General features: G+C 52.7%; 20 protein-coding genes and 1 tRNA gene. 6 read left to right on the forward strand and 15 right to left on the reverse strand.

What is annotated here, in order from left to right; translation table 11 throughout:
• Window positions 1-988 precede the first annotated feature (988 nt).
• Window positions 989-1,915 carry a hypothetical protein gene (locus FBF29_01395; GenBank protein ID QJU07355.1) on the forward strand — a complete coding sequence of 309 codons (927 nt, stop codon included), beginning with the start codon at window positions 989-991 and terminating at the stop codon, window positions 1,913-1,915.
• A 144-nt stretch (window positions 1,916-2,059) separates the two neighbouring features.
• Here the strand turns inward: FBF29_01395 and FBF29_01400 are convergent, their stop codons facing one another.
• From FBF29_01400 to dprA, 5 genes are all read right to left on the reverse strand, one after another.
• Window positions 2,060-4,744 carry a DUF87 domain-containing protein gene (locus FBF29_01400; GenBank protein ID QJU07356.1) on the reverse strand — a complete coding sequence of 895 codons (2,685 nt, stop codon included), beginning with the start codon at window positions 4,742-4,744 and terminating at the stop codon, window positions 2,060-2,062.
• Window positions 4,745-4,783: 39 nt separating this feature from the next.
• Window positions 4,784-5,839, reverse strand: coding sequence for a hypothetical protein (locus tag FBF29_01405; GenBank protein QJU07357.1), 1,056 nt, complete (start codon window positions 5,837-5,839; stop codon window positions 4,784-4,786).
• A 240-nt stretch (window positions 5,840-6,079) separates the two neighbouring features.
• Window positions 6,080-8,674 (reverse strand): type I DNA topoisomerase, encoded by a 2,595-nt coding sequence (gene topA / locus FBF29_01410; GenBank protein QJU07358.1) that lies wholly within the window; start codon window positions 8,672-8,674, stop codon window positions 6,080-6,082.
• Between the two features lie 66 nt (window positions 8,675-8,740).
• The gene (locus tag FBF29_01415; GenBank protein QJU07359.1) at window positions 8,741-9,466 is read right to left on the reverse strand and encodes a CDP-alcohol phosphatidyltransferase family protein; all 726 of its coding nucleotides are present in this window, start codon (window positions 9,464-9,466) and stop codon (window positions 8,741-8,743) included.
• An 8-nt stretch (window positions 9,467-9,474) separates the two neighbouring features.
• Entirely contained in the window at window positions 9,475-10,374 is a 900-nt protein-coding gene (gene dprA / locus FBF29_01420) for a DNA-protecting protein DprA (GenBank protein QJU07360.1), read from the reverse strand.
• A gap of 490 nt (window positions 10,375-10,864) precedes the next feature.
• Between dprA and FBF29_01425 the strand changes: the two genes are divergently transcribed.
• A complete protein-coding gene (locus FBF29_01425; GenBank protein QJU07361.1) occupies window positions 10,865-11,848 on the forward strand; it encodes a hypothetical protein in 984 nt (327 codons plus the stop codon).
• 66 nt (window positions 11,849-11,914) lie between these two features.
• Here the strand turns inward: FBF29_01425 and FBF29_01430 are convergent, their stop codons facing one another.
• Entirely contained in the window at window positions 11,915-12,364 is a 450-nt protein-coding gene (locus FBF29_01430) for a transcriptional repressor (protein QJU07362.1), read from the reverse strand.
• A gap of 67 nt (window positions 12,365-12,431) precedes the next feature.
• Between FBF29_01430 and FBF29_01435 the strand changes: the two genes are divergently transcribed.
• Window positions 12,432-13,199 carry a methyltransferase domain-containing protein gene (locus FBF29_01435; GenBank protein QJU07363.1) on the forward strand — a complete coding sequence of 256 codons (768 nt, stop codon included), beginning with the start codon at window positions 12,432-12,434 and terminating at the stop codon, window positions 13,197-13,199.
• Window positions 13,200-13,245: 46 nt separating this feature from the next.
• On the opposite strand, the gene FBF29_01440 is transcribed toward FBF29_01435, so the two are convergent.
• Both FBF29_01440 and FBF29_01445 read right to left on the reverse strand, forming a co-directional pair.
• Complete coding sequence (locus FBF29_01440; GenBank protein ID QJU07364.1) at window positions 13,246-14,019, reverse strand: TIGR03943 family protein; 774 nt, start codon at window positions 14,017-14,019, stop codon at window positions 13,246-13,248.
• Window positions 14,009-15,052 (reverse strand): permease, encoded by a 1,044-nt coding sequence (locus FBF29_01445; protein QJU07365.1) that lies wholly within the window; start codon window positions 15,050-15,052, stop codon window positions 14,009-14,011. The genes FBF29_01440 and FBF29_01445 overlap by 11 nt, the downstream gene beginning before the upstream one ends.
• 49 nt (window positions 15,053-15,101) lie before the next feature.
• On the opposite strand from FBF29_01445, the gene FBF29_01450 reads away from it, so the two are divergent.
• Window positions 15,102-16,223, forward strand: coding sequence for a DUF475 domain-containing protein (locus tag FBF29_01450; GenBank protein QJU07366.1), 1,122 nt, complete (start codon window positions 15,102-15,104; stop codon window positions 16,221-16,223).
• A gap of 17 nt (window positions 16,224-16,240) precedes the next feature.
• On the opposite strand, the gene FBF29_01455 is transcribed toward FBF29_01450, so the two are convergent.
• Window positions 16,241-16,846 carry an aminoacyl-tRNA hydrolase gene (locus tag FBF29_01455; GenBank protein ID QJU07367.1) on the reverse strand — a complete coding sequence of 202 codons (606 nt, stop codon included), beginning with the start codon at window positions 16,844-16,846 and terminating at the stop codon, window positions 16,241-16,243.
• A 26-nt stretch (window positions 16,847-16,872) separates the two neighbouring features.
• Here FBF29_01455 and FBF29_01460 point away from each other — a divergent pair, with 26 nt between their 5' ends.
• Entirely contained in the window at window positions 16,873-17,859 is a 987-nt protein-coding gene (locus FBF29_01460; GenBank protein QJU07368.1) for a hypothetical protein, read from the forward strand.
• 747 nt (window positions 17,860-18,606) lie between these two features.
• Here the strand turns inward: FBF29_01460 and FBF29_01465 are convergent.
• The 4 genes from FBF29_01465 to FBF29_01480 form a co-directional block, all read right to left on the reverse strand.
• On the reverse strand, window positions 18,607-19,518 hold the full coding sequence (locus FBF29_01465) for a hypothetical protein (protein QJU07369.1): 912 nt from the start codon (window positions 19,516-19,518) through the stop codon (window positions 18,607-18,609).
• 69 nt (window positions 19,519-19,587) lie between these two features.
• The gene (locus tag FBF29_01470) at window positions 19,588-19,827 is read right to left on the reverse strand and encodes a hypothetical protein (protein QJU07370.1); all 240 of its coding nucleotides are present in this window, start codon (window positions 19,825-19,827) and stop codon (window positions 19,588-19,590) included.
• Window positions 19,828-19,995: 168 nt separating this feature from the next.
• The gene (locus tag FBF29_01475; protein QJU07371.1) at window positions 19,996-21,540 is read right to left on the reverse strand and encodes a class I SAM-dependent RNA methyltransferase; all 1,545 of its coding nucleotides are present in this window, start codon (window positions 21,538-21,540) and stop codon (window positions 19,996-19,998) included.
• A gap of 19 nt (window positions 21,541-21,559) precedes the next feature.
• Window positions 21,560-22,033: a prepilin-type N-terminal cleavage/methylation domain-containing protein gene (locus FBF29_01480; GenBank protein ID QJU07372.1), complete on the reverse strand. Its 474-nt coding sequence runs from the start codon at window positions 22,031-22,033 to the stop codon at window positions 21,560-21,562.
• 79 nt (window positions 22,034-22,112) lie between these two features.
• On the opposite strand from FBF29_01480, the gene FBF29_01485 reads away from it, so the two are divergent.
• Window positions 22,113-22,187: transfer RNA gene (locus tag FBF29_01485), tRNA-Gln, on the forward strand.
• 124 nt (window positions 22,188-22,311) lie between these two features.
• Here the strand turns inward: FBF29_01485 and FBF29_01490 are convergent.
• Complete coding sequence (locus FBF29_01490; protein ID QJU07373.1) at window positions 22,312-22,719, reverse strand: NUDIX hydrolase; 408 nt, start codon at window positions 22,717-22,719, stop codon at window positions 22,312-22,314.
• Window positions 22,706-25,216: a cation-transporting P-type ATPase gene (locus tag FBF29_01495; protein ID QJU07374.1), complete on the reverse strand. Its 2,511-nt coding sequence runs from the start codon at window positions 25,214-25,216 to the stop codon at window positions 22,706-22,708. Before FBF29_01495 ends, FBF29_01490 begins: the two co-directional genes overlap by 14 nt.
• Between the last annotated feature and the right edge of the window lie 99 nt (window positions 25,217-25,315).

The following is a 25,315-nucleotide window of genomic DNA, read 5'->3' on the forward strand; positions in this document are numbered from 1 at the left end:
TGAAAGTCGAAAGTGATTAGTGTGGCCCGTTCTGTTTATGGTAGCTTGAACGTATCCTGGTATTAGCACTCACCGTAGTGCGGTGAAAACCCGGAGGAGATCCCCCGCCGCAAGAGGTGTTAGGCGAAAAAGTTATCAATGGTATATTAAGTGTGGATATTTGAAGTCTAGCGTATCGAAATAACTATAATACGTAAAAGCTACCTTGTGCGACATTAAATTATCTACGGAAAGACGCATGCTCTATCGTCTCTTCGCGATAATATTTTTTGTTTTGTATGTAATGCTAGCCTAGCTTTGACTGCCCTTTACTGGATGCCCCGTGCTGTTACCGTGATTGACGGATAAATCTACCGAATGCGGTTTTGCGGAATTTATTGAAAACTTTGTTTTACTTACCTCGGCGTTTTATGTTTTATGGTGATTGAACGCTTCTGTCTTTATTCTCATTTATTGCCAGTAATTAACTGTATTCCTAATAATTATTATAATAAAGTCTGTGCATGCTTATACATGAGTCTTGGGGCGGAAAGCTCAATATGACAAGTTCGCTTTTTGTTCTATCATTTTCAAGCATTGATTTTTGAATGACAAGGGTAGAGTTTTTTCATTTGATAGTTTCGCTATTCCACTAGCCTGCCTTAAATTGCAGCAGGAGTAGGAGTATACTTGTGCTGCTCATAATTGAGCTAACAAAGAGCAACTGCGCTTTTGGTGGTCAAGGCGATTTATGAGTGGCCATCGTCAAGCTCTATGACAATGGGCGGCTCTACGTCATTTGCTAGCTAGGGGCGGGATCACTGGAAACCAAGTTACGTTTAATGTATTTTATGATATATTTATAGGTGAGTTCCCGATGGATTACTAATAGGACTTGTGTCTGTAAGCAGATTCTAGATTGCTAACGCCCCGCAAGTCGTCGTCCATCAGGGGTGTACCAAGCAATAACGGGACAAATGAGTTCCCTGCTATGTTGAATTGACAGGAGATATCAGTGGTCAGAAAAAATTTTAAACAAACAGATAAGGAAAATAAGAGTAAGCCCGCTGTTAAAAAGCATAAGCGTGGCTGGCTTATCTTTGGCGGAGTTGTCGTTACCCTTGCCGTTATAGGACATATCAGCAATGCAGTGGAACAATCTCGCCTCGAGAAGGACAATGTTCCTATCATTATTTCCAATGTGGATGAAAACATTAAACTTGATTATCATACGAATAAGCGTGAGATATCCGCTAAAATATCGGGCATTAGTTCGTTTGCTGAAGTAAAAATATCGGAAAATAAGATTGAGGTTCATGATCACAAAGACGCAGCTGGTAGTGTCAAGTATGAGATTAAAGACATCAAAGAGGGTGATAGCGATATTTCTATCTCTATTGTTGATGGTAAGCGTCGCGGCGATAAGACCATTAAGATTCATCGTCAGACAAAAGCTGATTATGACAAACAAGAGCTAGAAAAAGCTCTCAAGCGCGCCGAGGAATCAGTCAAAAAAGCCGAAGAACAATCGAGTGATGAAAATATATCTCGCGCCAAGTCAGATATTGGTAAATTACCAGACGGCAAACGTACGCCATTCTCTGAACGTATTGCCAAATTAGAAAAAGCCAAGCAGGAAGAAAAAGAACGCGCCGAGAAGGCCAAGAGAGACGCTGAGGAGAAGAAAAAGCAAGAAGAGGCAGCGGTTGCCGTAGCTAAAGCTCGGCAGCGACAGCAGCAAGCGCGACCGCAGCCTGCACCTCGTCAAGCTATCCCTACTCCTGCCGCTCCGCAGCCAGCTCCGGCAGAAATTCATTTCCGTAATTGCAAAGAGGCACGCGCCGCTGGTTATAGCCACATGCGCCGGGGTGAGCCTGGATATGCACCGCACCTTGATAGAGACGGCGACGGCATAGCTTGCGATAAGCATAAATAGCGTATTTTAGTGCCAAAATAATAACCAAGCCAGCTTTTAATTTGGCTTAGTTATTAGTTATTTGTGTAGTTTTTATGCTGTCTTTGGGGCTGTTTTACCGTGTAGAAGTTTTCTATTTTTGTCGAGAGGCTTAATTATTATATATCATGCAGCACTCTTCTTCCGTCGTCGTCGGCGTTTCTTTGGTGTGGTGGTGTCGGTGGCTGCTGATTCAAATGCGCTGTTGCCGCGGATTTGCAAGATGACTTCGCCACTGTCTGTGACGGGTGCGACGGGTTCAGGTTGTGGTGCGGGGTGTTGGGTGTTAGTGGCCGTGGTTCCCTGCACCGGTTGACTAGTGGCTGCCTGAACGGGCTGGGCTAGTGCAGCTGCGGCGACGGCTTGTGGGCGCGGCTGGGTGGGCTGCTTTTGCGGGCGTGGCGGCATGATGACGGCGGCAATTTCTTGCTCGACGTCTTCCCTGTTTCGCGAGTACATGCGCCGTGAATGTTCGATGATGTGCGGCGTGTTGTCGGCTTGGCTCGGCGGGAGCTCGAGAGTGCGCGCGGAAAAAGCTGGGGTCTTCTCTCCCCCGATGACCATGTTGATGACGAAGTTGCGATTGTGCATCTGCAAGAGGTCGACGGCTTCGAAATTCGGTTCAAATTGCTTGGCGAGAATTGGTGCGTCGTCAGCGGAGACGCGGAATGAGATCATGGTACCGACGTTACCAAACACCGCGTCGCGCACGGTTTCGTTCATTTGTGAGATGTACTGGTTGGCGACGGTCAGGTTGAGGCCATACTTGCGGGCTTCGGATAAGATGGTGGCAAATGAATCGGTGGCGAAGTTCTGGAACTCGTCGACGTAAAGATAGAATGGACGGCGGTCGCGGATGTCTGGGATGTCCGAGCGGCTCATGGCGGCCAGCTGAATCTTGGTGACTAGGAATGAGCCGAGGATGGCGGCATTGTCTTCGCCGATCAGGCCCTTGGATAGATTAACGATGAGGATTTTGCCCTCGTCCATGATTTGGCGGATGTTGAAGGTGGATTTGGGCTGGCCGATGATGTTGCGGATGATGGGATTGGCGGTAAAGGCGCCGACCTTGTTGAGAACTGGTGCGACGGCCTCGGCGATGAATTTGTCGTTCCAGCTGGCGAATTCGACGTTCCAGAACTGCAGGACTACGGTGTCACGGCAATAGCCCAACGTTTCTTTACGGAAGTTTTTATCAGTTAGCATGCGGGTGATGTCGAGCATGGTTGTTTCTGGCCGGTCGAGCAGTGCCAAGATGGTGTAGCGCAAGATGTATTCCAGTCGTGGTCCCCAACTCTCGCCAAACATACGCTTCAGAACACCGATGACCTCTGATGAAATGTTGGTTTTTTGGTTCGGGTTAGTGACTTCTAGCGGGTTGAAGCCAAGCGGATAGGCGGTGTCGGCTGGGTTGAAATAGACGACGTCGTTTAGCCGTGAGCCGGGGATGAATTTCATATTGTTGATGGCAAAATCACCGTGCGGGTCGATGATGGCGTAGCCTTGATTGTGAAAGATGTCGCTGAGCGCGAATAATTCGAGCAATCCCGACTTGCCTGCCCCCGTCTGGCCGATGATGTAGACGTGGCGCGAGCGGTCGTAGCGCAGCATGCCGAACTGGTGGTTGATACCGCGGAAATTAGTGACGCCAAAGGCGGAAATTTGGTCGTCATTAGCGTCGCTGCCGGTTAGGACAGGCAGCTTGGACGGTGGCTCGGCGGTTTTGGCGCTGGCCCAGACGATGTTTGGCGTCTCGACATTGGTGTGCGGCAAGTGAAAGACGGAGGCCAGTTCTTCGATATTCAGGATGTAGCCATCGCCGTAAAACGCGCGCTTGCGGTACTTGTCGAGAAACTCCTTGCCGAACGCACCCTTGACAGCGCGAAAGCCGTTGAGGTTGGTTGAGTTGAATTGCTTAAAAGCACCGACCAGCGCCTGCATATGTAGCTTGGCGCTGGTTTGATCTTCGCCAAGGTACGCCAGGCGGATCTTGACGTCATAGCCTAATTTAGTGGCTTTCTTCTCTGCCTCAGAGACGCGTGTCTTGTCACGCTCAGATAGCTCGGGCGCTTTTTTGCCATCACTTCCCTGGCCTGGTGGTTTCCAGAGAGCCTCCAGTAGCGTACCAATCCATTGCAGACCGCCACCGCCGAGTCCGGGAATGAGTTTATGCCCACTCTTGACGCTGGCGATCCAGCGATCAGCAGACTGTTGCCAGCTGTCGGCGATCGGCCTGATGAGCACCTGCACCCAGAGTTCCTCGCCGGTCAATTCTAGCTTGGCCAGCGTACCGGTAATCCCCGCCAGTGGATCGACTTCAAAGGTTTGAAAGGTGCGAATTGGCAAGAATTCTGGCGCCGTCAAGGTTAGCTCGGTGGTGTACACGGTGGAGTGCTCGCGCTCGTGCTCGGTGTAATCTTCGCTGGCGACGTGGATTTGAACGGTTGGGTATTGGGCGTAGATTTGTCCCTCGACGAAACTTTGTAGCGTTCGGGGTACCCAGACGTAAAAACGAATTTGACCGTTGACCGAGGCGATTTCAAAGCTGATATGCTCCTGCCGACCGCCCGATAGTTTGAGTTCGCGTTTGTCGCGCAAGATGCCGTGTAGGCTGGCGAACAGCTGCTCGGCGGCTAGCTCTTTCTTGTCGTTGGCTTTGGGAATTTCGAGCACTAATAACACGCTCTCGGTCGGTTCGAATTCGTCGGCCCGCTGATAGTTGCGCCACGTCAAAAATGATAGCACGGCTGTGATGGGTATCCAGACGTACCACTGCGTTAAAAAACTAATCATCGAAGAGATAATTTCCATGCTATTTCATTATCTCACCCCTTATAGATAAATGCAAACCTAGGCTTCGCTGACCAGAATGTAGGTGGCCTTGGCGGAGCGTTGGAATTGCGGTTTGGCTTGCAAGTTGAGCAGAATGGTGGTTTCTTTGACTTGACGCTTGTCGAGGACGCGCTTCACGATTTCATCGCGGTGCAGCGGCTCGCCGGCCTCGCGTAGGACGCTGGCAATGATGTCAGCGACGGTACCGCGAGCGTAACCCCACGACTCGAGGGCGTAAATACCGCGGCCGATCAGGACGAAGCGTTTGTCTTTGATGAGTTCGTTGTGAATGGCTTGGATGGTGACATCTTTGCGTTTGAAGTCGCTGTCCTTGATGGCTTTAGCGATGTCCGAAAAGTGCATTGGCTGACCGTTGCTGTCGAGAATGACGAAGATCTTGTCACGAATGGTTTTTGGGTTGACGAGCGGCCACTTGATCAGGCCCCACAGCCCTCGGAGGTGAGCTAGTTTCTTGCTGATTGAGGCGAGCGCGGCGATGTTGGATGGGTGCTCGTAATTGAGCGTTTTGTGTAGTTCCTCAGCGGTGACTGGCTGGCCGTGCTGTTTGATGGCTTTGACGATTTCTTCGACTTGCTTCTTGATATTCTTCTCGTCGTTTGGCGTGCCGATGATGGCTGAGTGGTAATAGTCATCGTTCTCGGTGATGATGTTGACCGACGGATTGAGCTCGGCGATAAAGGCGACGTGTGATCGTTCGCTATCGGTGACATCCCGGCCGAGGACATGCTTGGCGAGATTATGTAGTGGCGCCGCCCGGCCCATTTCTGACAGGTGTGAGGTGACCATCTTTTCGGCCGCTGAGGCGTTTGGTATACCGCCATCGGCCACCAGCAAGCGCAGGCGAACGAGGATAGCCTTCTCGAGCTGGCGGACACGCTCACGAGTGATTCCGAGCATGTCGCCGATCTGCTCCAGTGTCTCCTTATTGCCATATAAACCAAAGCGACGGCTAATAATCTCTTTCTCACGCTCCTGCGGAATCTGCGCCAAGACATCCTCGGCCGCTTGCCGAAGCTGCTTGTCTGGTGCGCTCTGTTCTTGTGTGTCGCTCATGGCTTTATGTTAAATCCTCTCTGCCTCACCTCAGAAGTTATGTTGATATATGACGATATTGCTATTATACAATAAAACACTTTCGTGTCAAGCAAGTCGTATAGTACGCCATAATTATAGCATGTATTTAACAATTTTTGCAATGAAATGGTGTGATAGTTTTTAATTTTGTGAATTATGGGAATGTGGTCTATACAGCACTAATAAAATGTGGCTTGATTGAGTTATTTTGCGGGTCAATTACTTCTTTGAGCGGCTGCTTTTCCTCGGAGATTTGGATGATTTGGTTGACGTGCGGCCGCGGCGAGCGGGTTTTGCGGGTGCGGTCTTCAGGAGCTCCAGGGCCTGCTCGTGTGTAACGGTTTTTGGGTCGGTGTCTTTGGGAATCTTGGCGTTTTTCGTGCCGTCGGTGATGTATGGACCGAAGCGGCCCTTGAGGACCTTGACGCCATCACCAAAGTCAGCGATGTTTTTCTCGGCCTCAGCCTGGAGTTTGGCGGCATAGAGTTCGCGGGCCTTTTCTAGGGTGATGGTGTGCGGGTCTTCAGGTTTGATGGAGACGAAGAGCTTGCCGACTTGGATGTACGGACCAAAGCGTCCGATGTTGGCTTTGATGTCTTGTCCGTCTTCGGTTTGGCCGACGACGCGCGGCAACTTGAACATTTCGAGTGCTTGCTCTAAGGTGACGGTTTCGATTTTCGCGCCCTTCGGTAGCGGTGCAAAGCGCGGCTTGTCCTCGTCGTCAGTGGCACCCAGTTGCAACATCGGGCCAAAGCGGCCAAAGCGAGCCAGGATTGGCTTGCCAGATTTTGGATCGATGCCGACTTCACGGTTAGCGCCGACTTTACTGCGGTCGATACCGCCTGACTGTTCAATCAGTTTGTGAAACGGCGTGTAAAATCCGTTGAGCATGGCGCTTTTGGCTAGGTCAGCGGCGGCGATTTTGTCAAATTCGGTCTCGACGTTGGCAGTGAAATCATAGTCAACGATTTGTGTGAAATGGTCGGTCAAAAAGTCGGCGATTAGTTCCCCGCTTGGTGTTGGGATGAGCTTGCCGCGAGTGGAACCGGTTTTTTCCTGAACGATGTCGCGACTGACTTCTTCGCCGTTGTAATTGAGGACGATGACGTCGCGCGGCTGGCCTTCGCTGTCACCTTTTTCGACGTAGCCGCGGGTCTGCACGGTGTCGATGATGGTGGCGTAGGTGCTTGGTCGGCCGATGCCGAGGTCTTCGAGTTTTTTAACCAGTGAGCCTTCGGTATAGCGGGCTGGTGGTCGGGCGAAGGTTTGGCGGGCGGTGATGTCGTGGGTTTTAAGTGTGTCGCCGGTGTGGAGTTTTGGCAAGAGTTCGTCTTTGCCGCCGCCATAGACACGCAAGAAGCCGTCAAAGGTGATAACTTCGCCTTTGGCTTCGAAGTGTAGGTCTGTTGCGGTCACCTCTCGGACATCATCAGCAAAATCGGCATCACCAGCGCCACACTCCTGCGCTGGAGTACTCTTTTCGCTTATATCTCCACTGGAGATACTACGCGAGCGTTCGGCTGGAGCACTCGTTATTCGCGAATACTCCATAGCCCCCAGCGCAGAAGGTGTCGCTGTTGCTGGCGCATCTGGCGCGAGCGGCGTCTCAGAAAAAATCTGGGATTGTCTCGGGTCCCGGATTGTTTTATGAGACGTCTGAGCGCCGCCGATAGAAATTACCACTGTTGTCTTCTCCAATTTCGCTGCCGACATTTGCGATGCCAGGGTGCGGCGGCGGATGAGGTCGTAGAGTTTTTGGTCGTACTCGTTTGAGGTGACGGTTTCGCGGGTGATGTCGGTTGGGCGGATGGCCTCGTGGGCTTCTTGGGCGGAGGCGGATTTGGTTTTGAATTTGCGCACAGTCGAATAATCCGGGCCGTACAGCCGCTTGATGAAATCGGTGGCGCTGGCGATAGCCTGCCCGCTCAAATTGACCGAGTCAGTACGCATGTAGGTAATTTTACCGTCTTGGTAGAGCCGCTGGGCTGAGGCCATGGTGGCTTTGGAACTGAAGCCAAGCTTGGCGTTGGCCTCTTGTTGCAAGGTTGAGGTCGTAAACGGCGCGGCTGGGTTGCGCGTGCCAGGCGTCTTTGAGATATCGCTGACGGTGAATGTGACTGGCTTGAGGCTAGTTAGGAATTCATGAGCAGCTTCTTCGAAATCAAATTTCTGGTTGAGTTCGGCTTTGAATTCTTGGTTGTCGTGGATGAATATGGCGGTTACTTTGAACTGCGAGCTGCCTGCAAATTTCATAATTTCTCGTTCGCGTTCGACTAACAGCCGCACTGCCGGGCTCTGGACGCGACCAGCCGACTTACCGCCTGGCACTTTTTGCCAGACCACGGGGCTGAGCTCAAAACCAACTAATCGGTCGAGAATCTGCCGTGCCTGCTGGGCTTGCACCAGATTCATATCAACAGTGCGTGGATTCTTAATAGCGCTGGTGATGGCGTCCTTGGTGATCTCGTGAAAGACGATGCGCTTGGTCGTCTCGATCGGCAAATCCAACACTTTACAGAGGTGCCAAGCGATGGCTTCCCCTTCGCGGTCTTCATCGGTGGCCAGCCAGACGTTGTCTTTGCCAACGGCCTTGACGTTTTTCTTCAGCTCGGTGATGACTTTCTTCTTCTCGGGATCGATTTCATACACGGCGAAAAAATCATTCGCCACATCAATCGGCGGCGTGCCGTCCTTGGTTTTTTTGACAATTGAGCGGATGTGCCCCACGCTTGACAAGACATGAAAATCCTTGCCCAAATATTTCTCAATGGTTTTGGCTTTGGCTGGCGACTCGACGATGACGAGATTTTTCATAACTCTATATTATATCAAATCACCTCGCAACCACAACCGCCGAGGGTGTTTGGGCGCGAGAGCCTCTTATTGCTGTTGGCGTATTTCTTCCTTGACTTGCTTACTGAGTTTGGCGGCACGTATCATATATTGAGCGGCTGCTAGGCCGGCAACTGGTAAGTATATTTTAGATACTCCGTCACCGAGGCTACGGAGTACCTTTGCTGTTTTCTCGTGGCCAAATGACTCTACCGAGCCGCTGAGTATGTATAATAATGTCGCGGTCGACACGAGGGCGCCACTGATGCGGCCAACCTGTGTTGGTCGGAGCGGTTCGGCCTGGCTGGGGAGTTGGCGGTGCTTTTGTTCCGCTATGAGCGTGGCTATTGCTTTGGTCGCCTCGAGGCTGGTCATAGATGCAACGACAGTCTTTGAGGCGAGACCATCTTCTACTATCTTTAGGAGTGCAGTGGCGGCGACCACTTTATCTCTGATGGGGTCAAGCTTGATACCGAGTTTTGATTGCTGATGGAGGCGTCTCGCTAGTGCTCCATCAGCCTTGTCTGACAGTTCGCCAACGACCAAGGCGGCGATACCCTTAACGGTGTCAGCGTTTTGGATGCCGTATATGCTGCATAGTCCACCTACTGTAGTAACGATATTAGGTAGCGTGAGTATGTCGTCTGATACCTCTGGGTCGATAGGGGTGTCTGGATTATGGCACGTTTCAATGGTTGTATTGGGCCTTGATAATTCTCTATTCATTGAGACTAGCATAGCATCGTGGCAGAAGCGCCACGAGCATAGACGCATTGTTGATACTAGTTAAGTGTCCAATTATTCGCCCCGAGCGGCTTGATCACGCCGTTGATCTCTAGCATGGTTAGCGCTGTGGCGAAGTCGGCTAGGTTGAGGCCGGATTGTTGCTGTAGTTGGTCGCCGTCTCTGAGGCCAGTTCGGAGCAAGTCAATGATGGTGTTTTCGGCTGGGGTTTCACCGAGGGGGATGACGGCTTGGTCGGTAGCCGATCGAGCGGTTGATGGGGCGATGACGTTGAGAATGTCCGTGGCAGTGGTGGCGACGAGGGCACCTTGTTTGAGTAGCGCGTTGCAGCCAGCAGACAGCGGGCTGGTGATGTTACCCGGCACGGCAAAGACGTCGCGGCCTTGCGACAAGGCGTGGGCAGCGGTGTTCAGCGTGCCGCTACGCTCGGCGGCCTCGGTGATGATGACAGCGTCAGCCAGGCCAGAAACCAAGCGGTTGCGCTCTAAAAAGCTCCAGCGATTGACGATTTTGCCGTCGCCTTTTTTCCACTCGGATAGGATAGCACCGCCATTTTTGATGATGTTCATGGCTAACTTGTAATTGGTTTGCGGCGAGATGTCAGGCAGTTCATTGGGAATGACGCCGATGACCGTGCCGCCAGCCTTGAGAGCGGCCCTTTGGGCGATGCCGTCGATACCGAGCGCCAAGCCACTGACGATGATACAGCCGGCTTTTGCTAGGTCGCTCGCCAGCTGCTCGGTCACCTCCCGGCCGTACGCCGAGGGTTTGCGTGAGCCAACGATTGCCACGACCGGTGCGCCGCTATCTGGCAAATTTCCCATGAAACACAAGCTTTTCGGCGGATTAGCAATACTTGCCAACCTCTGGGTAAAGTTATGCTCATCTGGACGGATTCTATTGATTTCCATGACTTTTGTGATAAAAAGTATTGACATGTTGTCAAATGCTTGCTATAATCAGGAGCAATTGGTTAGCCGAAGTGCTAATCAAAAGCACCTTATACCCCCTATTCTAACTAATATGTTAGGTTGCGCGCAATGGCATTAAGTATTCTTACCCTCCACTTTTTGCGATTCAACGTTACGCGCATACTAACCCCTTTAACTGCCCTTTTTTGAAGGCGACCTCTGTTAAGGTGAGCACTGGATGGTGTTGATATTATAATCAGGCGCGGACTTTTGGAGTTTTAGTCACGACGCTTCACTGAGACGGGAGCTCGGGTGGGTTGAAGGGTAACAAAGCGCCAGGTGATGCCCACCCTTACCTGGCGCTTTTTTAGTTGGGTTTTTGACCTGAGCTTGTAGTATCTGAGTGAGGATTGGGTGCGAATTGGCGTGGGACGGTTTGCTAGAAAGTAAAATTTTGGTTGGATATGCGTGAGCATAATATTGACTTTTTGTCTCTAAAATAGTATAGTGAAGGCATATGACGCAGATAATTGAGCACGGTACCTTAGTCAAATTAAGCCAAGAACGCCCGTTGGTGTTTCGAGCCCAAGCGGCCGCCGTCTTGGCACGTGTGCCGCGACGATTTCGACGAGACGCGCGGGTGCTGAATCGTAGCAAGCGCACAATGCACGACATGTTGACGGCGTGGCGAGACGAATGTTTGCCAAGGCTAGAGACGATCACCTCGGCGCATAATGCGACAATGTTGCAACAAGCCTTGCAGGAGGATTTGCTGGCTGAGGCGTCATCGCAGCAACGACTGATCGCCATGATGATACCAGTGCGGCTCGAGGAGGAGCGACTAGCCTTTGCGGGGTCGCAGTTTACGTTAAAGCGAGAGAAAAAGCCGTATCGACGGACGCTGGCGTTTACCCAGCAGCCAATCGAGGTCTGTCGGCAGCAGGTTGAAGATTTTATGCGGTACGAACTGTACCGGGCGGTGCTCTCTGAGGTCGGTGTGACTGTGGTGGACAAGCAGGCGCGACCTCTGGTGCGATGCTGGCAGCGGCTGCGGGCCGGTCGTCAGGTCAAGAAACTGCGGCGCGAGGTAACGAGGCGCTTGGCGGCGATTGAGCGAGAAATGACGGCGATTGAGCAGGAGCGCGGTGGCTTGGCGGCGCGGCTGTTCGGGCTGAATATTGATTATGTGACGGTGCTGGCAGCGCGACAGGAGTATGAAAAGGCGCTGGGTCGGCTGAGTAAAAAAGCGGCCGAGAGCCCAGCGAAGCGGCTGGCGCTATATGAGAAAAAGACCGAAGCGATTCGCGAGGAGTACCTCGACACGGTGCCGGGTGTGGCGAATTTGTCAGAGGCGCAGCGGGCGGTCAAGGAAATTGATTCGGTGCTGCTCGCGATTTTTGACCTAGACGCGACCGCGCGCAACGAACTGATGAGCGCATTTAAGCGCTACCGGACGCTGACGCGTGAGCGCGACATGCTACGGGCGAAGCTTGAGGTGTAGTTTGTGAGAGAGATATCGGGCCCCGTGTGGTTCGTTGGAATTGAGATGGCTGCTGCTGGCGGTCGGCTAGGCTTGGCTCGTCGTCTTGGTTGAGCCAGGCTGTGTATTACCAGCTGCCATGCAGGCCTGGCACACTCCTTCGAGTTCAAAGTGGTGGCGCTCGACACGGAAGTGATGGCGCTGACCGATCAAGGCAATGAGCCGTTCTAGCTCTGGTGTCTCCAGCGGTTCGGCGTTATGACAGCGTGTGCAGTAGAGGTGGTGGTGATGCGCGATGAATGGCTCGGCGAGCTCATAACGGACTTTCCAGCCGATGTGGATGGTGTTAATGACGTGGAGCTCGTGAAAGGTTTCGAGGATGCGATAGATGCTGGTGCGGTTAGTGTTCGGGCAGCGCTTGGCGATTTCGGCGATGGTCAGTGGCACGTCGATGGATTCGAGTGCCGTAAAGACTTCGCAGCGTGATTTGGTCAGGCGAAGGTCGGCTTGGCGAAAGATGTCGCGTAAGGTATCCATGTCGCAATTGTAGCACTTATTGCGACAAAATTGCAATAAGCTATACAATACGCCATACTGATGAGCTATGAATGAATGTATTAAACGAGTGCTGAGCTTGCCGCAGCTCACGCCTTCTGAGGAAGTTAATGCGGAATTTACCAAATTAGTTGAGACGGTGGTGGCGCATGGTAAAGAACCACTACTGTGCGACGAGGATATCCGCCATCAGGTGCAGCGGCGCTGCGCGGTAGCCGAAGGAGAACTGGAGCGACACTGGTCGAGGCGTATCACGAAGGCGGATAACCCATGGTCAGAACTAAAAGAATTTCCGTATCATGAAAATTATAAAGAGTTGACGCGGCGTGAGATTGGACTACTGAGGCGAGCTAGGCTGTGGCTGTGTGACTCCTCGGAGGTTGCGATGATCGGTAGCGGGCCGTTGCCGCTGACAGGATTGTGGCTACATCAGCTAACAGGAGCACAGATTACGCATGTTGACGCGTCGGACGAGGCAATTGAGTTATCACGCGGCCTTGCGGCGGTGCTTGATTGGCCGGGTAAATTTGTGACTGGTCTGGGTCAGTCGGTGGCACTGGATGAGGGGCGATATGATGCGATTTATGTGGCGGGGCTGGCCGGCGAGACGCTGGCGGAAAAGCAAGCAATTGTTGATCATGTACGACCAGCACTTAAACCAGACGGGCGACTGATCGCGCGCGGGGCGTACGGGGCGCGCACCCTGCTCTATCCAGGATTTGATGCTCACGCTTTTGAGGGTGTGCAGCTGATGGAGGAATATCATCCGACAGATGAGGTGATTAATTCAGTCTTTGTGTACAAGCCCGTGCAGTAACGAAGCGTAGCACTAATTGAGACATTGTTGCAATAGTGATACATAGCTACACGCCGAGGAATTCGTATGGATTGGCTGGTTCGGTGGTTGGGGTGATGGTGGGGTTAGTGAGGACGTAGACGGCTTTGCCGCCGGATAGCTCACGCTTGATCTGTCCGCTTAGGCGTAGCCATTGGTTGTTGCGGTAGCGCTCGGCGTCTGGGGATTTAACGAGAATGCTGATCGGGGTGCTGTCGACAGCGCAGCAGCTGATGACGAAGCGTGAGAGCTCGAAGTAGTGGTTGTCGTAAAAGCCGCTTGGGTCGCGCGCCACGAAGCCAGTGACGTCAATGGTTACACCGTCAAAAAAGCTGTCATTCGGACAGTCATCAAACGCGCTACGCCAACGGTTCATGGAAACGGGCTTGCCATCAAGCGGCTCTGGTTTGTCGCAGCGGCCAGTTGTGCTGGTCGGCCCGGACGTGGCGCGATTGGCAGCGCTGGATGAGGACAACGGGCGCGGTGGCAGGATGATGGCCAGGATGAGGATGCCGGCGGTGATGATTGAAAGTATAGGGATCTTGCGCCGCGGTTTTGCTGGATGCTCCGTGGTTGTCGCGCCAGTGGAGGCTCGTCGCTTCCCTGCTGGGTTATGGCGTAGCTGCAAGATGATATCGATGATTAGTAACATGCTGCCAGCCACGGTCGCTACGACGGCAAGCAAATGGTAGCGCGGATGAATGTAAAAGCCGAGCTGGCCGCGGACGGCGATGAGGATGATGTAGCCACAGGCGAGTAGCCCGCCGCCAGCGCGCAGTAGTGGGCCGAGTTTAGCGCGCATATAGATTGACTCCGATCCCTGTCGCCAGCGACAGGCTGAAAATAATGAGCATGACTAGCAGGATAAAGCGCGGGCGGAAGGTGCTTCTCATGAGGAGAATGAGCTTGATGTCGATCATCGGGCCAGTCAGCAGAAAGGCGAGGACGGAGCCGTTGGTGAAGATACGGGCATAAGCCAGCGCAAAAAACGCATCGACACTGGAGCAGATAGAGACGACAAAGCCGAGGCCGATCATGGCGATGACCGACAGGATGATGTCGCCGCCGACGGCGTTGATGATGGAGCGCGGAACGAAGACTTGGGTGGCGGCAGCGATCATGGCGCCGAGAACGAGCATGGTGGTGAGCTGCCAAAATTCGTTGCGAGAATCAGCGAGAATGTGGCGAAAGGTCGTTGGATGACGGTCAGTGCAGGAGGCAGCAAATGACGGCTGGAGGACGTGCCTCGGGTGAATGAAGCTGACGATCAGAGCGGTCAGCTGGACGATCAGAAAGCCAAAGCCGATGCGCCACCAGACCATGCGCGGTTCAAAGCTAAAGGCGGTCATGGTGGCGATGATAGTGATCGGATTGAGGATCGGCGCGGCTAAGAGAAAGCTGATGACGTCGGCGGGCTTGAGGCCGTGCGCCAGGAGGCTGCGGGCGACTGGCACATTGCCGCACTCGCAGACTGGCAGCGCGATGCCGACGAGCGAGAGGAGAATGCGGCGGATGAGCACGTGTTTGGGTAGGATTTTCAGCAATCGGTCTGGCGGTAGGAAGCGGCGGATGAGAGCGGAAACAATGATGCCGATGATGAGAAACGGTGTGGCCTCAACGATGACGCTGCATGTTAGTGTCAGGAAATCCTGTGCCAATGGCGCCAACGTCTCGGCCCACGTGTGCGGTGGATGGGCGATTAGCCAGAGGTCAATTTGTAAACCATACTGCATCACAACGATGCCAAACAAGCCGACGATAGTCCATCGGATTGCATCGCTGTGGTTTTTGAACCAGGCGCCAGCGCGCTGATATATTGTCTGTAGTGACGGCATAGTTTCTATTATACTACTACCTGCCCAGCGTGGTATACTGAGACTTAGTATGAAACATTGGCTACACTCGCATCACCCATTTCGGATTTTTTGGTTTTCGGCGCTGTTGACGCTGGCGTTGGGCGGGCTGATTTTTACCCAACTAGGCCTTAATGGGTTGTGGCTGTTCGTAATTTTAGTGGTGCTCGAGGTTACCTTTAGCTTTGATAACGCGGTGATTAACAGCAAGGTGCTAGCCAGCATGAGCCAGGTTTGGCAAAAGGTATTCTTGACAGTTGGGATTTTCGTGGCGGTGTTCGTGGTGCGGTTCGTGCTGCCGATTATCATCGTGATGGTGGCGAGCGGTCATGGATTTATGGAAGTGGTTGATTTGGCGCTGCACAGGCCGGCGGAATACGGTCATATCTTGCACGAAGCCTCGCCGATGATTGATGCTTTTGGTGGTGCGTTTCTGATTATGATTGGCCTCAGTTATTTCATTGATTATAACAAGCGCGTGCACTGGGTGCGGCATGTCGAGCCGTGGATGGCTAAGGCCGGGCGGTTTGAGAATTTCAAGGTGTGTTTGATGCTTAGCGTGGCGGCGGTGCTATATTTCACGGTTGAGCCGCCGCATCGGGCGCTGGTGCTGGTATCGTCGGTATTGGGGATTATACTGCACATCGGGCTGGAGCTGTTCGGCTCATTCTTTCATGAGGACGATGCTAAATCGGTCAAGGTCAAGACCGGCTGGGCAGCCTTCGCTAGCCTGCTCTATCTGGAGGTGCTGGACGCTAGTTTCAGCTTCGACGGCGTCATCGGCGCGTTTGCTATCACCAGCAGCGTGCTATTGATCGTGGCGGGTTTGGGCGCCGGCGCGATTTGGGTGCGGTCGCTGACGGTGTATTTGCTGCGGACGGGCGTGCTTGGCAAGTATAAATATCTGGAAAACGGTGCGCACTGGGCGATTATGGCGCTGGGTATGATGATGATTGCTAAGCTGTTTCATCTGGAACTGCCGGAATGGGCGACGGGTGGTCTGGGGCTATTGTTTGTGAGTTTGGCGGTTGGCAGTAGCATGCTGGAGGTGCGAGCGATTAGGCTGCAAGAAGTAGCGATGACTAAAATTCATCAAGCTGAGCAGAAAATAAAACATAGCGTATCAAAAATTGTGCCTAAAAAACGACAGTAAACACTAGGATTTGGCCACTAAAGTTTTATACTAAATGGTTCAATTGTTTCGTTAAGAAACTTCTCGATTAGGTTAATTGACTCTGGAATAACCCAGTTCTGAAGAATTGTTCGTTCATCGGCGTTGAACTTGCTGAGGACGAAATCAACATCGCCGATTTGCCTGCGTAGTAGGTTGTCGGTGCCGATGCGAATATGCCAGAAGTCACTACCAACATGTCGGTGCAGTGACTTCAGTCCGTTATTGCCAGCGCTTTCACCACCCTTGCGGACACGAATTTTACCAAAATCAAGCGCCGTATCGTCATGAATAATCAGGAGATCATCAAGCGTCAGCTTATAAAAATCCATGAGCGCTCGCGCGGCAATGCCGACTTCGTTGTAGTACGTCGTTGGTTTGACCAAGAGAACTTTTTCCTGCGGACTAGCGGTGCGCGACTTTGCGTTAGCGGTTGAGGCTAGCTTGACATTATTTAGCTCGGCAATATCCGCAAAAAATTTGGGCTTATTGCTAAAATGTGCACTCTGCCCTGCCGCCAACTGGTCAATCACTAAAAAGCCAGCGTTGTGCCGAGTGTAGGTGTACTTTTCGCCAGGATTGCCAAGGGCCAGAATGACTTTCATAGCCTTAGTATAGCACCCGGGCCGCGATGGCGTATAATAGATGTATGGCGAAACGCGATGATGATTTGGAATTTAGTGTTAATGCGGCGTTTGACGAAGCGCGGGCGGTCATTGACAAAGTACCGCTTTATTTGGTGAATGGCTCGCTGGGTGCCGGCAAGACCAGCGTGTTGGAATTCTTATTGCAACAAAGTGACTATAAGGGCGCGCGGGTGATTGAAAATGAATACGCCAATGAAAATGTCGACGGCTATCGGCTGGAGGGATTGGCGGAGATGGTGACGACGCTGGCTGGCGATTGTGTTTGTTGTTCGTCGAAGCATGCGCTGACGCGGATGCTGCTGGACTTTTGCCGGAATTCACCTGCTCCGGTGTTTATCGAGGCGACGGGCGTGGCGCGAACGATGAACTTGGTCGAGAAATTGATTAATGCACAAATCTTCAATAAGTATGAGTTGATGCAGAGTTTTTATGTGATCGATGCGCACGAGATTTTGCGCGGGATTGAGCCAGCGCACGAAGTTGAACTGCAAGCAGCAGACGTGATTTTAGTGACTAAGGAAGATTTATTGAACGATAGCGAGCGAGCTGAATACGACATGAAACGCCGCGCCCTGCCCTACGCCAAGGTGCTCAGCGCGCCGCACGGTCGGTTTGAACTCAGTAAATTAACCACGCCGTCGGGACTGCTGGCGTTTTTTGATACGTATGACGGCGAGCTGGCGGTGCCGGATAATCCGACGTATGCGGTACTGGATGTTTCGGGCATGAAAATTACGGCGACGACGTTGGAGAAAGTATGGCCGGAATTATTTGCGGCGTATGGCCTACGGCGAATGAAGGGCTGCTTCATCAACGACAACGGCGCGCGCCAGCATGTGGAGGCAACCGAGCAGCAGATTCAGCTAACTAATGCCAGGCCTGAGGAGGCGGCAAAAATCGTATTCATCGGCGAACGGGCGGATGAGATTACCCGTGAAGCTTTGGCGGTGCAACTAGTGATGTTTGAATAAATTGTTCGCTTTCGTCGTTTCCGACTCATCAGCATAGACACGCATCTATGGAGCGAACTGACAAGCAGAAGGTGGAGGAAAGTTAACTTTGCCCGCCAGTTCGTAACTAGTGTATATCTATCAATCACCTCCTTTTGAGTCATGTACAGGTAGGTCACGGTCCAATGGTCCCCCTTGCTTTGCTTTCATGAGAGCCTTCGTTATGGAGATTGGATCGGAATTGGAACATACTTGGATGGTGTGCTTATTGAACTTGAACCTAACCACAGTCTGCCCCTCCCGGTCGTGCAATTGAGCAAGCATCTTCGCGTCAATAATGGCGCTAAGCAGGTTAGTGCCATCATTGAACTTTATACTAATTGAAATAACCTTATAGTTGGGCATAATACTCTTCCTCCCCACCCGAGCGGATGCTCGTGTGAAAAACACTGGTCGACACCCGAATGGGTCGACTCGAGATGGGGTGTTTTGGTGCTTCTTGTGACGCACCGCAACATCCCATCTCAAATCAAAACTTTCTCTGCTTGTCAAACTACACTTTCGGACAAGGGTTCACTCAACTCGTCAACAAAAGCTGATATATATATATCACTAATAGAACAAAATGTCAATGGATTTTGTCAAAAATGTGGTGTAATATTTTCTCTCACCTCTGTTATGATCATAGATAACTTTTTATAGAAAATAGTAGCCGGTGTTTTCTGTGAGTGACTACCCCGCTCTCCCCGCGCTATGCTGGGTCGCTAATTATGACTCGCCTAGATGTTTCGCAGCGGAGATGGTCACCGTTATCGCTCTCAAAATCGTCTGCAAATTTGCAGCGGTGACAGCCTTCGCTAGCTCATGCTTTGTTAGCGGCGTGGCGGTTTTCTGGTAAAAATAAATTGGCGCGGGGTTGTAGAACGGGTCAGTTTTGAAGGCTTTGGCGAGGTTGTTTAGGTGGTCGACATGCGGGGTGGGGTCAAACGCTCGTAAATAATTCTGCGCTGTTTTGCCTGCATTTTGCCAATCGAAAGATTTTTTCACGGTGTAGGTTTGGCTGACCGAATTGCCGTCATGGTAGGCGGTGAATTCGCCATGGCTGGATGGATAGACCGGCGCTCGGTCGAGGCATGCATTGCGCGCTAGGTCGAGTAGTATCGGATACATGCAGAAAAAGGCGGCGGTTGCCTGTTCGCTGGCGTCGGGAACCTCAATCGTCAGCGTGATGTCTATGAAATTATCCGGCTGATAATCAATCTCTAGCGGCGGGCTTTTGACTGGTTCGGTAATTTTGTCAGGTCTGGTGGAACGGCGACCAGCGAAAGCTTTTTGGCAGCGCGCCAGTTGTTTGTATAGTTCCGCTTTATCCCAGATGACGACGCTTGCTTTCATCTCCGCTTCAATGTGAGCGACAGATTCGTTAATCATGGATAAGTCAAACGGCTTTACGTCAGCGATGACTTTTTCAAATAGCGTAATTGATTCGCGAGTAAAGAACGCAATGTCAAAAAAGACGCTCGATTCGGATGTTGTGCCATGTAATTCGCCAATAAAGGCGCGCTCATTGCCAGATTTTTCTGCCGCTCGTAAGAACCGCCGAATAACCAAATGCTCAAACAAATGGCAGACATCATGGTCGGCTGGCAAGTTGTAAGCAGAATATAGTTTGTGGATCATGGGTTTATTGTAGCAGGGTGAGTACCCCGCTCCAACAGATTGCACTGCCAGGGCGGAGTCTTCTCGAACTCAGAAGCTCTTGAACGGAGCCTTGTCGTTCGAGGTTCCTGAGTCGCTACGGTTGGTCAGCGACCTAGGAGCGTCGGCCTTCGGGGTCGACGACTTGGGGGTGAGCACGCTGCTGATAGTGGTCTTCGGCAACGTGCTGGGAGAACCACCGAAGCCGAACCGCTGGCTACCGCTCTGGCTCAGGCTGTCGTGATGGTTCTTGTTGCTGTTCAATCCCTTTTGGGGACGTCCAGTTGCCATAGTAAACTCCTTTTGGAGTCGGGCGAGAATGGACCTTCTCGCAAACGGCACATTTGACACATGGCACGAGTCAAATGCGAACCCAGTGCGAAACTGCACGAAAGGCTGATATATATATATCAATACGAGAACAAAATGTCAATGGATTTTGTCAAAAATGTGATAAGATTATGAAATTTTGTCAAGAACAACTAAGTGTTCAATATGCGGTGTACGCGGGAAAAAGTTGTAGCCACGGTGCCAAGCGATGCGGTAGCGTTGCTGGAGCAAGGCGATGTCGCGGGTTTGGGTGACGGGATTGCAGCTGAGATAGAGGATGCGCGGCGGCAGCTGTTGCAACAATGTCGCAATAACGTCGGAATGCAAGCCGGCGCGCGGCGGGTCGACGATGACGATTTCCTTGCCTGTAATGTAATCGAGGGCTTGTTCGCTGGGGGCGAGGACAGCGCGGGCGTCGGTGCGACCAAGTTCGGTGATGTTGCGCTGCATTTCGCGGACGGCATCGGCGTTGCTTTCCACCAGCGTGATGTTGTCGCCGCCAATGGTCAGGCCGATGGTGCCGACGCCAGCGTAGAGGTCGATGGTTGATAATTTGACAGCTCGAATATCATCAGAAAATAATCCGGGACCCACGTGAAGTTGCCCAGATTTTTTCTGAGATATTGCTCGCTGTTGACTATCGGTGTCGTCATGTGCCGCTAACTGAGCCGGCTGGCGCTCTTGGCGCGCCTTATTGTACGGTACCCATTCCCGCATATCGCGCAGCGCCTGCTCGTAAACCGGGATGTTGACTTGGAAAAAGCCTTCGCAGGCGTAGCGGAATGGTATGCCAAGGATAGCATCAGTCAAGGTGGTGTTACCGAAACGCGCCAAGCGCTCGGTGATGCGGCTGGCTGGCGAGCGCGGATCGGAATAGATAATTTCCCCGCCCTGAGCCGGTAGCTTGGCGGCTTCATCAGCGGTAATTATTTCGGGCAAGCGATCCCTGACATACAACTGCCATACACAACTTCCCGACTGATCGCAGCGGACGAGCAAGGTCTTGAGCTGGCGAGCCGCGACGCGCTTATGGCGCAGTAAATCGCGGATCGCACGCGCTAAGCTGTTGATTTCTGGGCGTGCCAAACTTGTGCCATCAACAACAATCTTACCTTTGCTGCCGCGGCGAAAAAATGCTAAATCAAGCGTGTCAATAGACGACTCTTCACGGTCGCTATCCGCGTCTATCTCTTGGTTATTATCAGAAAATAATTCGGGACCCGAGACAAGCCCAGATTTTTTCTGAGATACCGCTTGGGATACCACCGATTCGCTATACCAGCTAAATTCAACTTTGTTGCGATAACCATATGCAACATTGTCGCAATAAATGTCAATCGCCGCCGGTAATGTAACATTATGCAGCGCGAACGCGTCGTCGATCAACTTTGCTTTGTATGTTTGTTCAACTTCTAGTGGCATGATTTGCCAAGGACTGGTCGAAAGATAACTATCATGATCGCGCGGCTGGATACGGTCGGAGCTTGGCGAGACCACTTCCTCGACGACCGCTTCGACGAAGTGTGATTTCTTTTTGGTAATGCGAACGGCGACGGTCTCGCCAGGCAGTCCGCCCCATACAAAACATTTACGCCCGTCAGCCAGCGTCCCTAGTGCTTGCCCGCCGCCAACAATTTTCTCTAGTGTCAGCGTCTCGAAACTCTGTCGCTTCATCAAGAGTTATTATAACAGATTAGAAGTTGCACTCTGGCACACCGCCAAACCAGCCGTTCTGCATATTGCGGCCAGTGCGGCAGGTGGTGCCATCCGAGAGCGGTACCTTTATGGCGTAGCGGGTCGGCACGACGCTGGAAGCGTGGGTCGTGTCAGTGGCTGCGAGATACCAATAATCGCGGCCTTCGTGGTCTTTCGGTAGCTGCTTGATGTAGCGTGGAATGAGGAGTGCGCCGAGCTCACCACCATTACAAATTTTCATATTAGCGGTGTTATAAATGGCACAGGCGCCCGTTGGCCACGGGTATTCGCCATTATCCGAGCGATATTTCTCGATTGCCTCTTTGAGCATCGAGATATTTGACTTGGTCTCATTGTCGCGAGCGGTGTTATAGGCATTGCGCCACACGAGGCCACCCAGCGTGGCGAGAATCGCGATGACCACGATGATGATAATAACTTCGACGATAGTAAAGCCATGCTGCTTATGCATATGATGATTGTAGCGCGTTTTGGGCCCGATCGCAAGGCTGGTAATTGCGTGATTATTATGCTACACTAATCCTTGGTATTGGGCCGTCGCCAAGTGGTAAGGCACCAGGTTTTGGTCCTGGCATTCGGGGGTTCGAATCCCTCCGGCCCAGCCATTTACGAGTGAAATCGTAAAAATGATTCAAGCAAAGACACGTAATTATTCTAATTATTCTAAATTCCCTCTTGTTTCCGGTTCAATCGACGTCGTGTATTGTTATGCCGGCTACCACGTCGTTTCTATATATAAAACTGATCTATATTGGCCGACAATGTCGAGTCAAGTTCAACCTGCTCTAGCTCATTGGCCCCAATATACCGCAGCTCGCTGACATCTGTCGTGGTTGTGGGTGGCGACACGAGGCGAACCTGGTAGGCGATGATAAGCACCGGGGTGTCGAACTTTTTGCTCCATGTTGGGATGATGATTGGCGCTGCGCTTGTAATTTCTATCTCAGCTCCCAGCTCTTCTCGGCACTCACGCCGCAAGGCCTCGGCTATGCCCTCGCCGTGCTCCAGCCCGCCACCGGGTAAATCCCACGTATCGCTCCTCTCGCGGACGAATAGTAACTTTCCGTCATCATAAATCAGTCCCTTGACTGACACGCGGTAGGCGGCTCGGATATGTTTGAGTTTAGGCATGGTCATTCCTCCTACTTCGCCACTTGTGTATTTCGCAGGTGGTGATCGGGATGATGAATGAGGCCAGGCCGATGAGTGCGCCGTGCCAGAAGTTGATCGGCGTGATGTGAAGGATTGTGCCAAGTGGGCCGAAGAAGACGAGCAGCTGTAACATGATCGACAAGCTGATACCGGCGTAAAAACTGGCGTTCATGACCTTGAGGCGGGTGAAGATCGATTCACTGTCGGAGCGGGCGTTGAAGGCGTTGGCCCACTGGCTGACCACCAGCGAGATAAAGGCCAGTGTTTGCGCGTAATCGTGTCCGTAATGCTTCTCGAAAAAGATATAGACAGCCAGTGCGATGACTGACATGGTGGCAGCGACGATGACCATACGCCAGATCATTTGGTGGCTGAGAATCGGTGCGTCGGGGCGCTCTGGCGGGCGGTTCATGGCCTGCTTTTCGCCTGGCTCCAGGCCAAGCGGAATGACCATCGAGGTGTCGGTCACCAGATTAACCCAGAGGATTTGCACTGGCTCTAGCGGCGTCTTGATGCCGATGAGCAGCGCGCCGAGCATAGTGATCAGCTCGCCAGTATTAGTCGACAGCAGATAAAACAGCATGCGGCGAATGTTGGCGATGATGGTGCGGCCCTCGCGCATGGCGTCGATGATGGTCTTGAAATTATCGTTGAGCAGGATGATATCGCCAGCGTCTTTGGCGATGTGCGAGCCTGAGCCCATAGCCACGCCGACATGGGCGTTGGTCAGCGCCGGCACGTCATTGACGCCGTCGCCAGTCATGGCGGTGATGTGATGCTTTTTGAGAATGGTCAGCAGACGGTATTTTTGCTCGGGGATGACGCGGGAGAAGACTTTGGTTTTGGTGACGATGGCGTCCAGCTGATCATCGGACAGCTTGGCCATGTTACGGCAATCGAACACTTCGTCGCGGCTCTCGACCATGCCAAGTTCCCGGCCAATCTGATAGGCCGTCTCGAAATGATCGCCAGTGATCATCCGCACCGACACGCCCGCCTTCAGGGCGGCCCGGATAGCTCGCGGCGCCTCTGGTCGCAGCACGTCAGCCACGGCCACGAAGCCAGCAAGTGTCAGGCGCTGCTTGCCGAGCTGATCAAAGCTATCAATTGCCTCATCCAGCTCGCCTGTCGCCAGCCCGATCACCCGGTAGCCGCGGGCGGTCATCTCATCAAGCATCTGCTGGGCGCGTTTTTTGGTGTGGGCCGACACACGGCACGCTGCCAGGATGGCTTCGGGCGCACCCTTGACATACAAGCGAAACTGCCGGCCGTGATGCCAGATGGTGGCGGACATGGCGTGGGCTTGACTAAATGGCAGGTCGCGAACTGGCGCGTGGCGCGGGCTGGCGCTCTGCTTGCGGGCGTATTCATTGAGGGCGATATCCAGCGGATCGTGGCTCTTGGCGTGAGCGCGGTTGACCACCAGCCCGATGATGTGGTCAATGTTCTCTGTCGCCTCGTCCGGCGTCCACGTTTGCTGAACGGTCAGCTTGTTCTTGGTCAGTGTGCCCGTCTTGTCGGTGGCGATGGTGGTGATGACGCCGATAGTCTCAATGGCGCGCATCTGATGCACCAGCGCTTTTTTGGCGGCCATCCGCCGCATCCCTAAGACCAGCACCACAGAAATTGCAATTGGCAAGCTTTCCGGCACGGCACTCACCGCTAGGGCCATAACAAAGCGCAGACTCTCTAGTACATCCATGCCGCGCAGCAAGCTCAGCCCAAAGGCGACGAGGGCGATGGCCGAGACGGCGGCGATGACTCTGGTGATCAGGGTGTCGATTTTTCGCTGGACTGGGCTTTGGGTTGATTCGCGCCTGGAGAGCATGGCGAGATTACCGAACTCGGTCTGATTGCCGGTGGCAACGACCACGCCGGTGCCGGTGCCGCTGACGACGAATGAGCCCTGAAACAGCATGTTGGTTTGCTCGTACATTTCTTTATTGCCAGTGAGTGCGTCGGTTTGTTTGGAGATTGGCAGTGATTCGCCGGTCAGCTGTGCCTCGTCCACCCGCAAATTGGCGCTACGGATGAGGCGGATGTCGGCGGGGACTTTCTCGCCCTCAGCCAGCGAGACGACGTCGCCCGGAACCAGCTGGCTGGCGTCGACGCGCGTGGTACGATTAACGCGGTGAACGTCGACTTTTTGGGCGTCGTGGCGGGACAGGCTGCGCAGCACGCGGTCGGTTGAGAAGCGCTGAATGTAGAAAATAACGGCCGAGATGGCGGCGATGACGAAGATGATGATGGCGTCAATTGCTTCTCCGTGCCAGAGGCTGATGATGGCGGCGATGAGCAGGACGAGCATAAAGATATCGAGAAATGGCTCGAGGATGATGCGCCAGAGCGGTTCGGATTGGACTTTGATGATGTTGAGGCCGTAGCGTTTTTGGCGGCGCTGGACTTCGGCCGCACTCAGGCCGCTACTCGAGGAACCCAGTCGCCGCAGTGCCTCGTCGCTTGATGATTGATAAAAATGCATATGGTTATTATAGCGTGAAGTGTGGTTTGGAGGAAATTTGAGGTTCGGGACGTAGCTTGAAATAGTAGGTAGTCATTGTACCCGGTATAGCTGAGGTCG

This window comes from Candidatus Saccharibacteria bacterium oral taxon 488 (assembly GCA_013099015.1).
Taxonomy (GTDB): domain Bacteria; phylum Patescibacteriota; class Saccharimonadia; order Saccharimonadales; family Saccharimonadaceae; genus Nanosynbacter.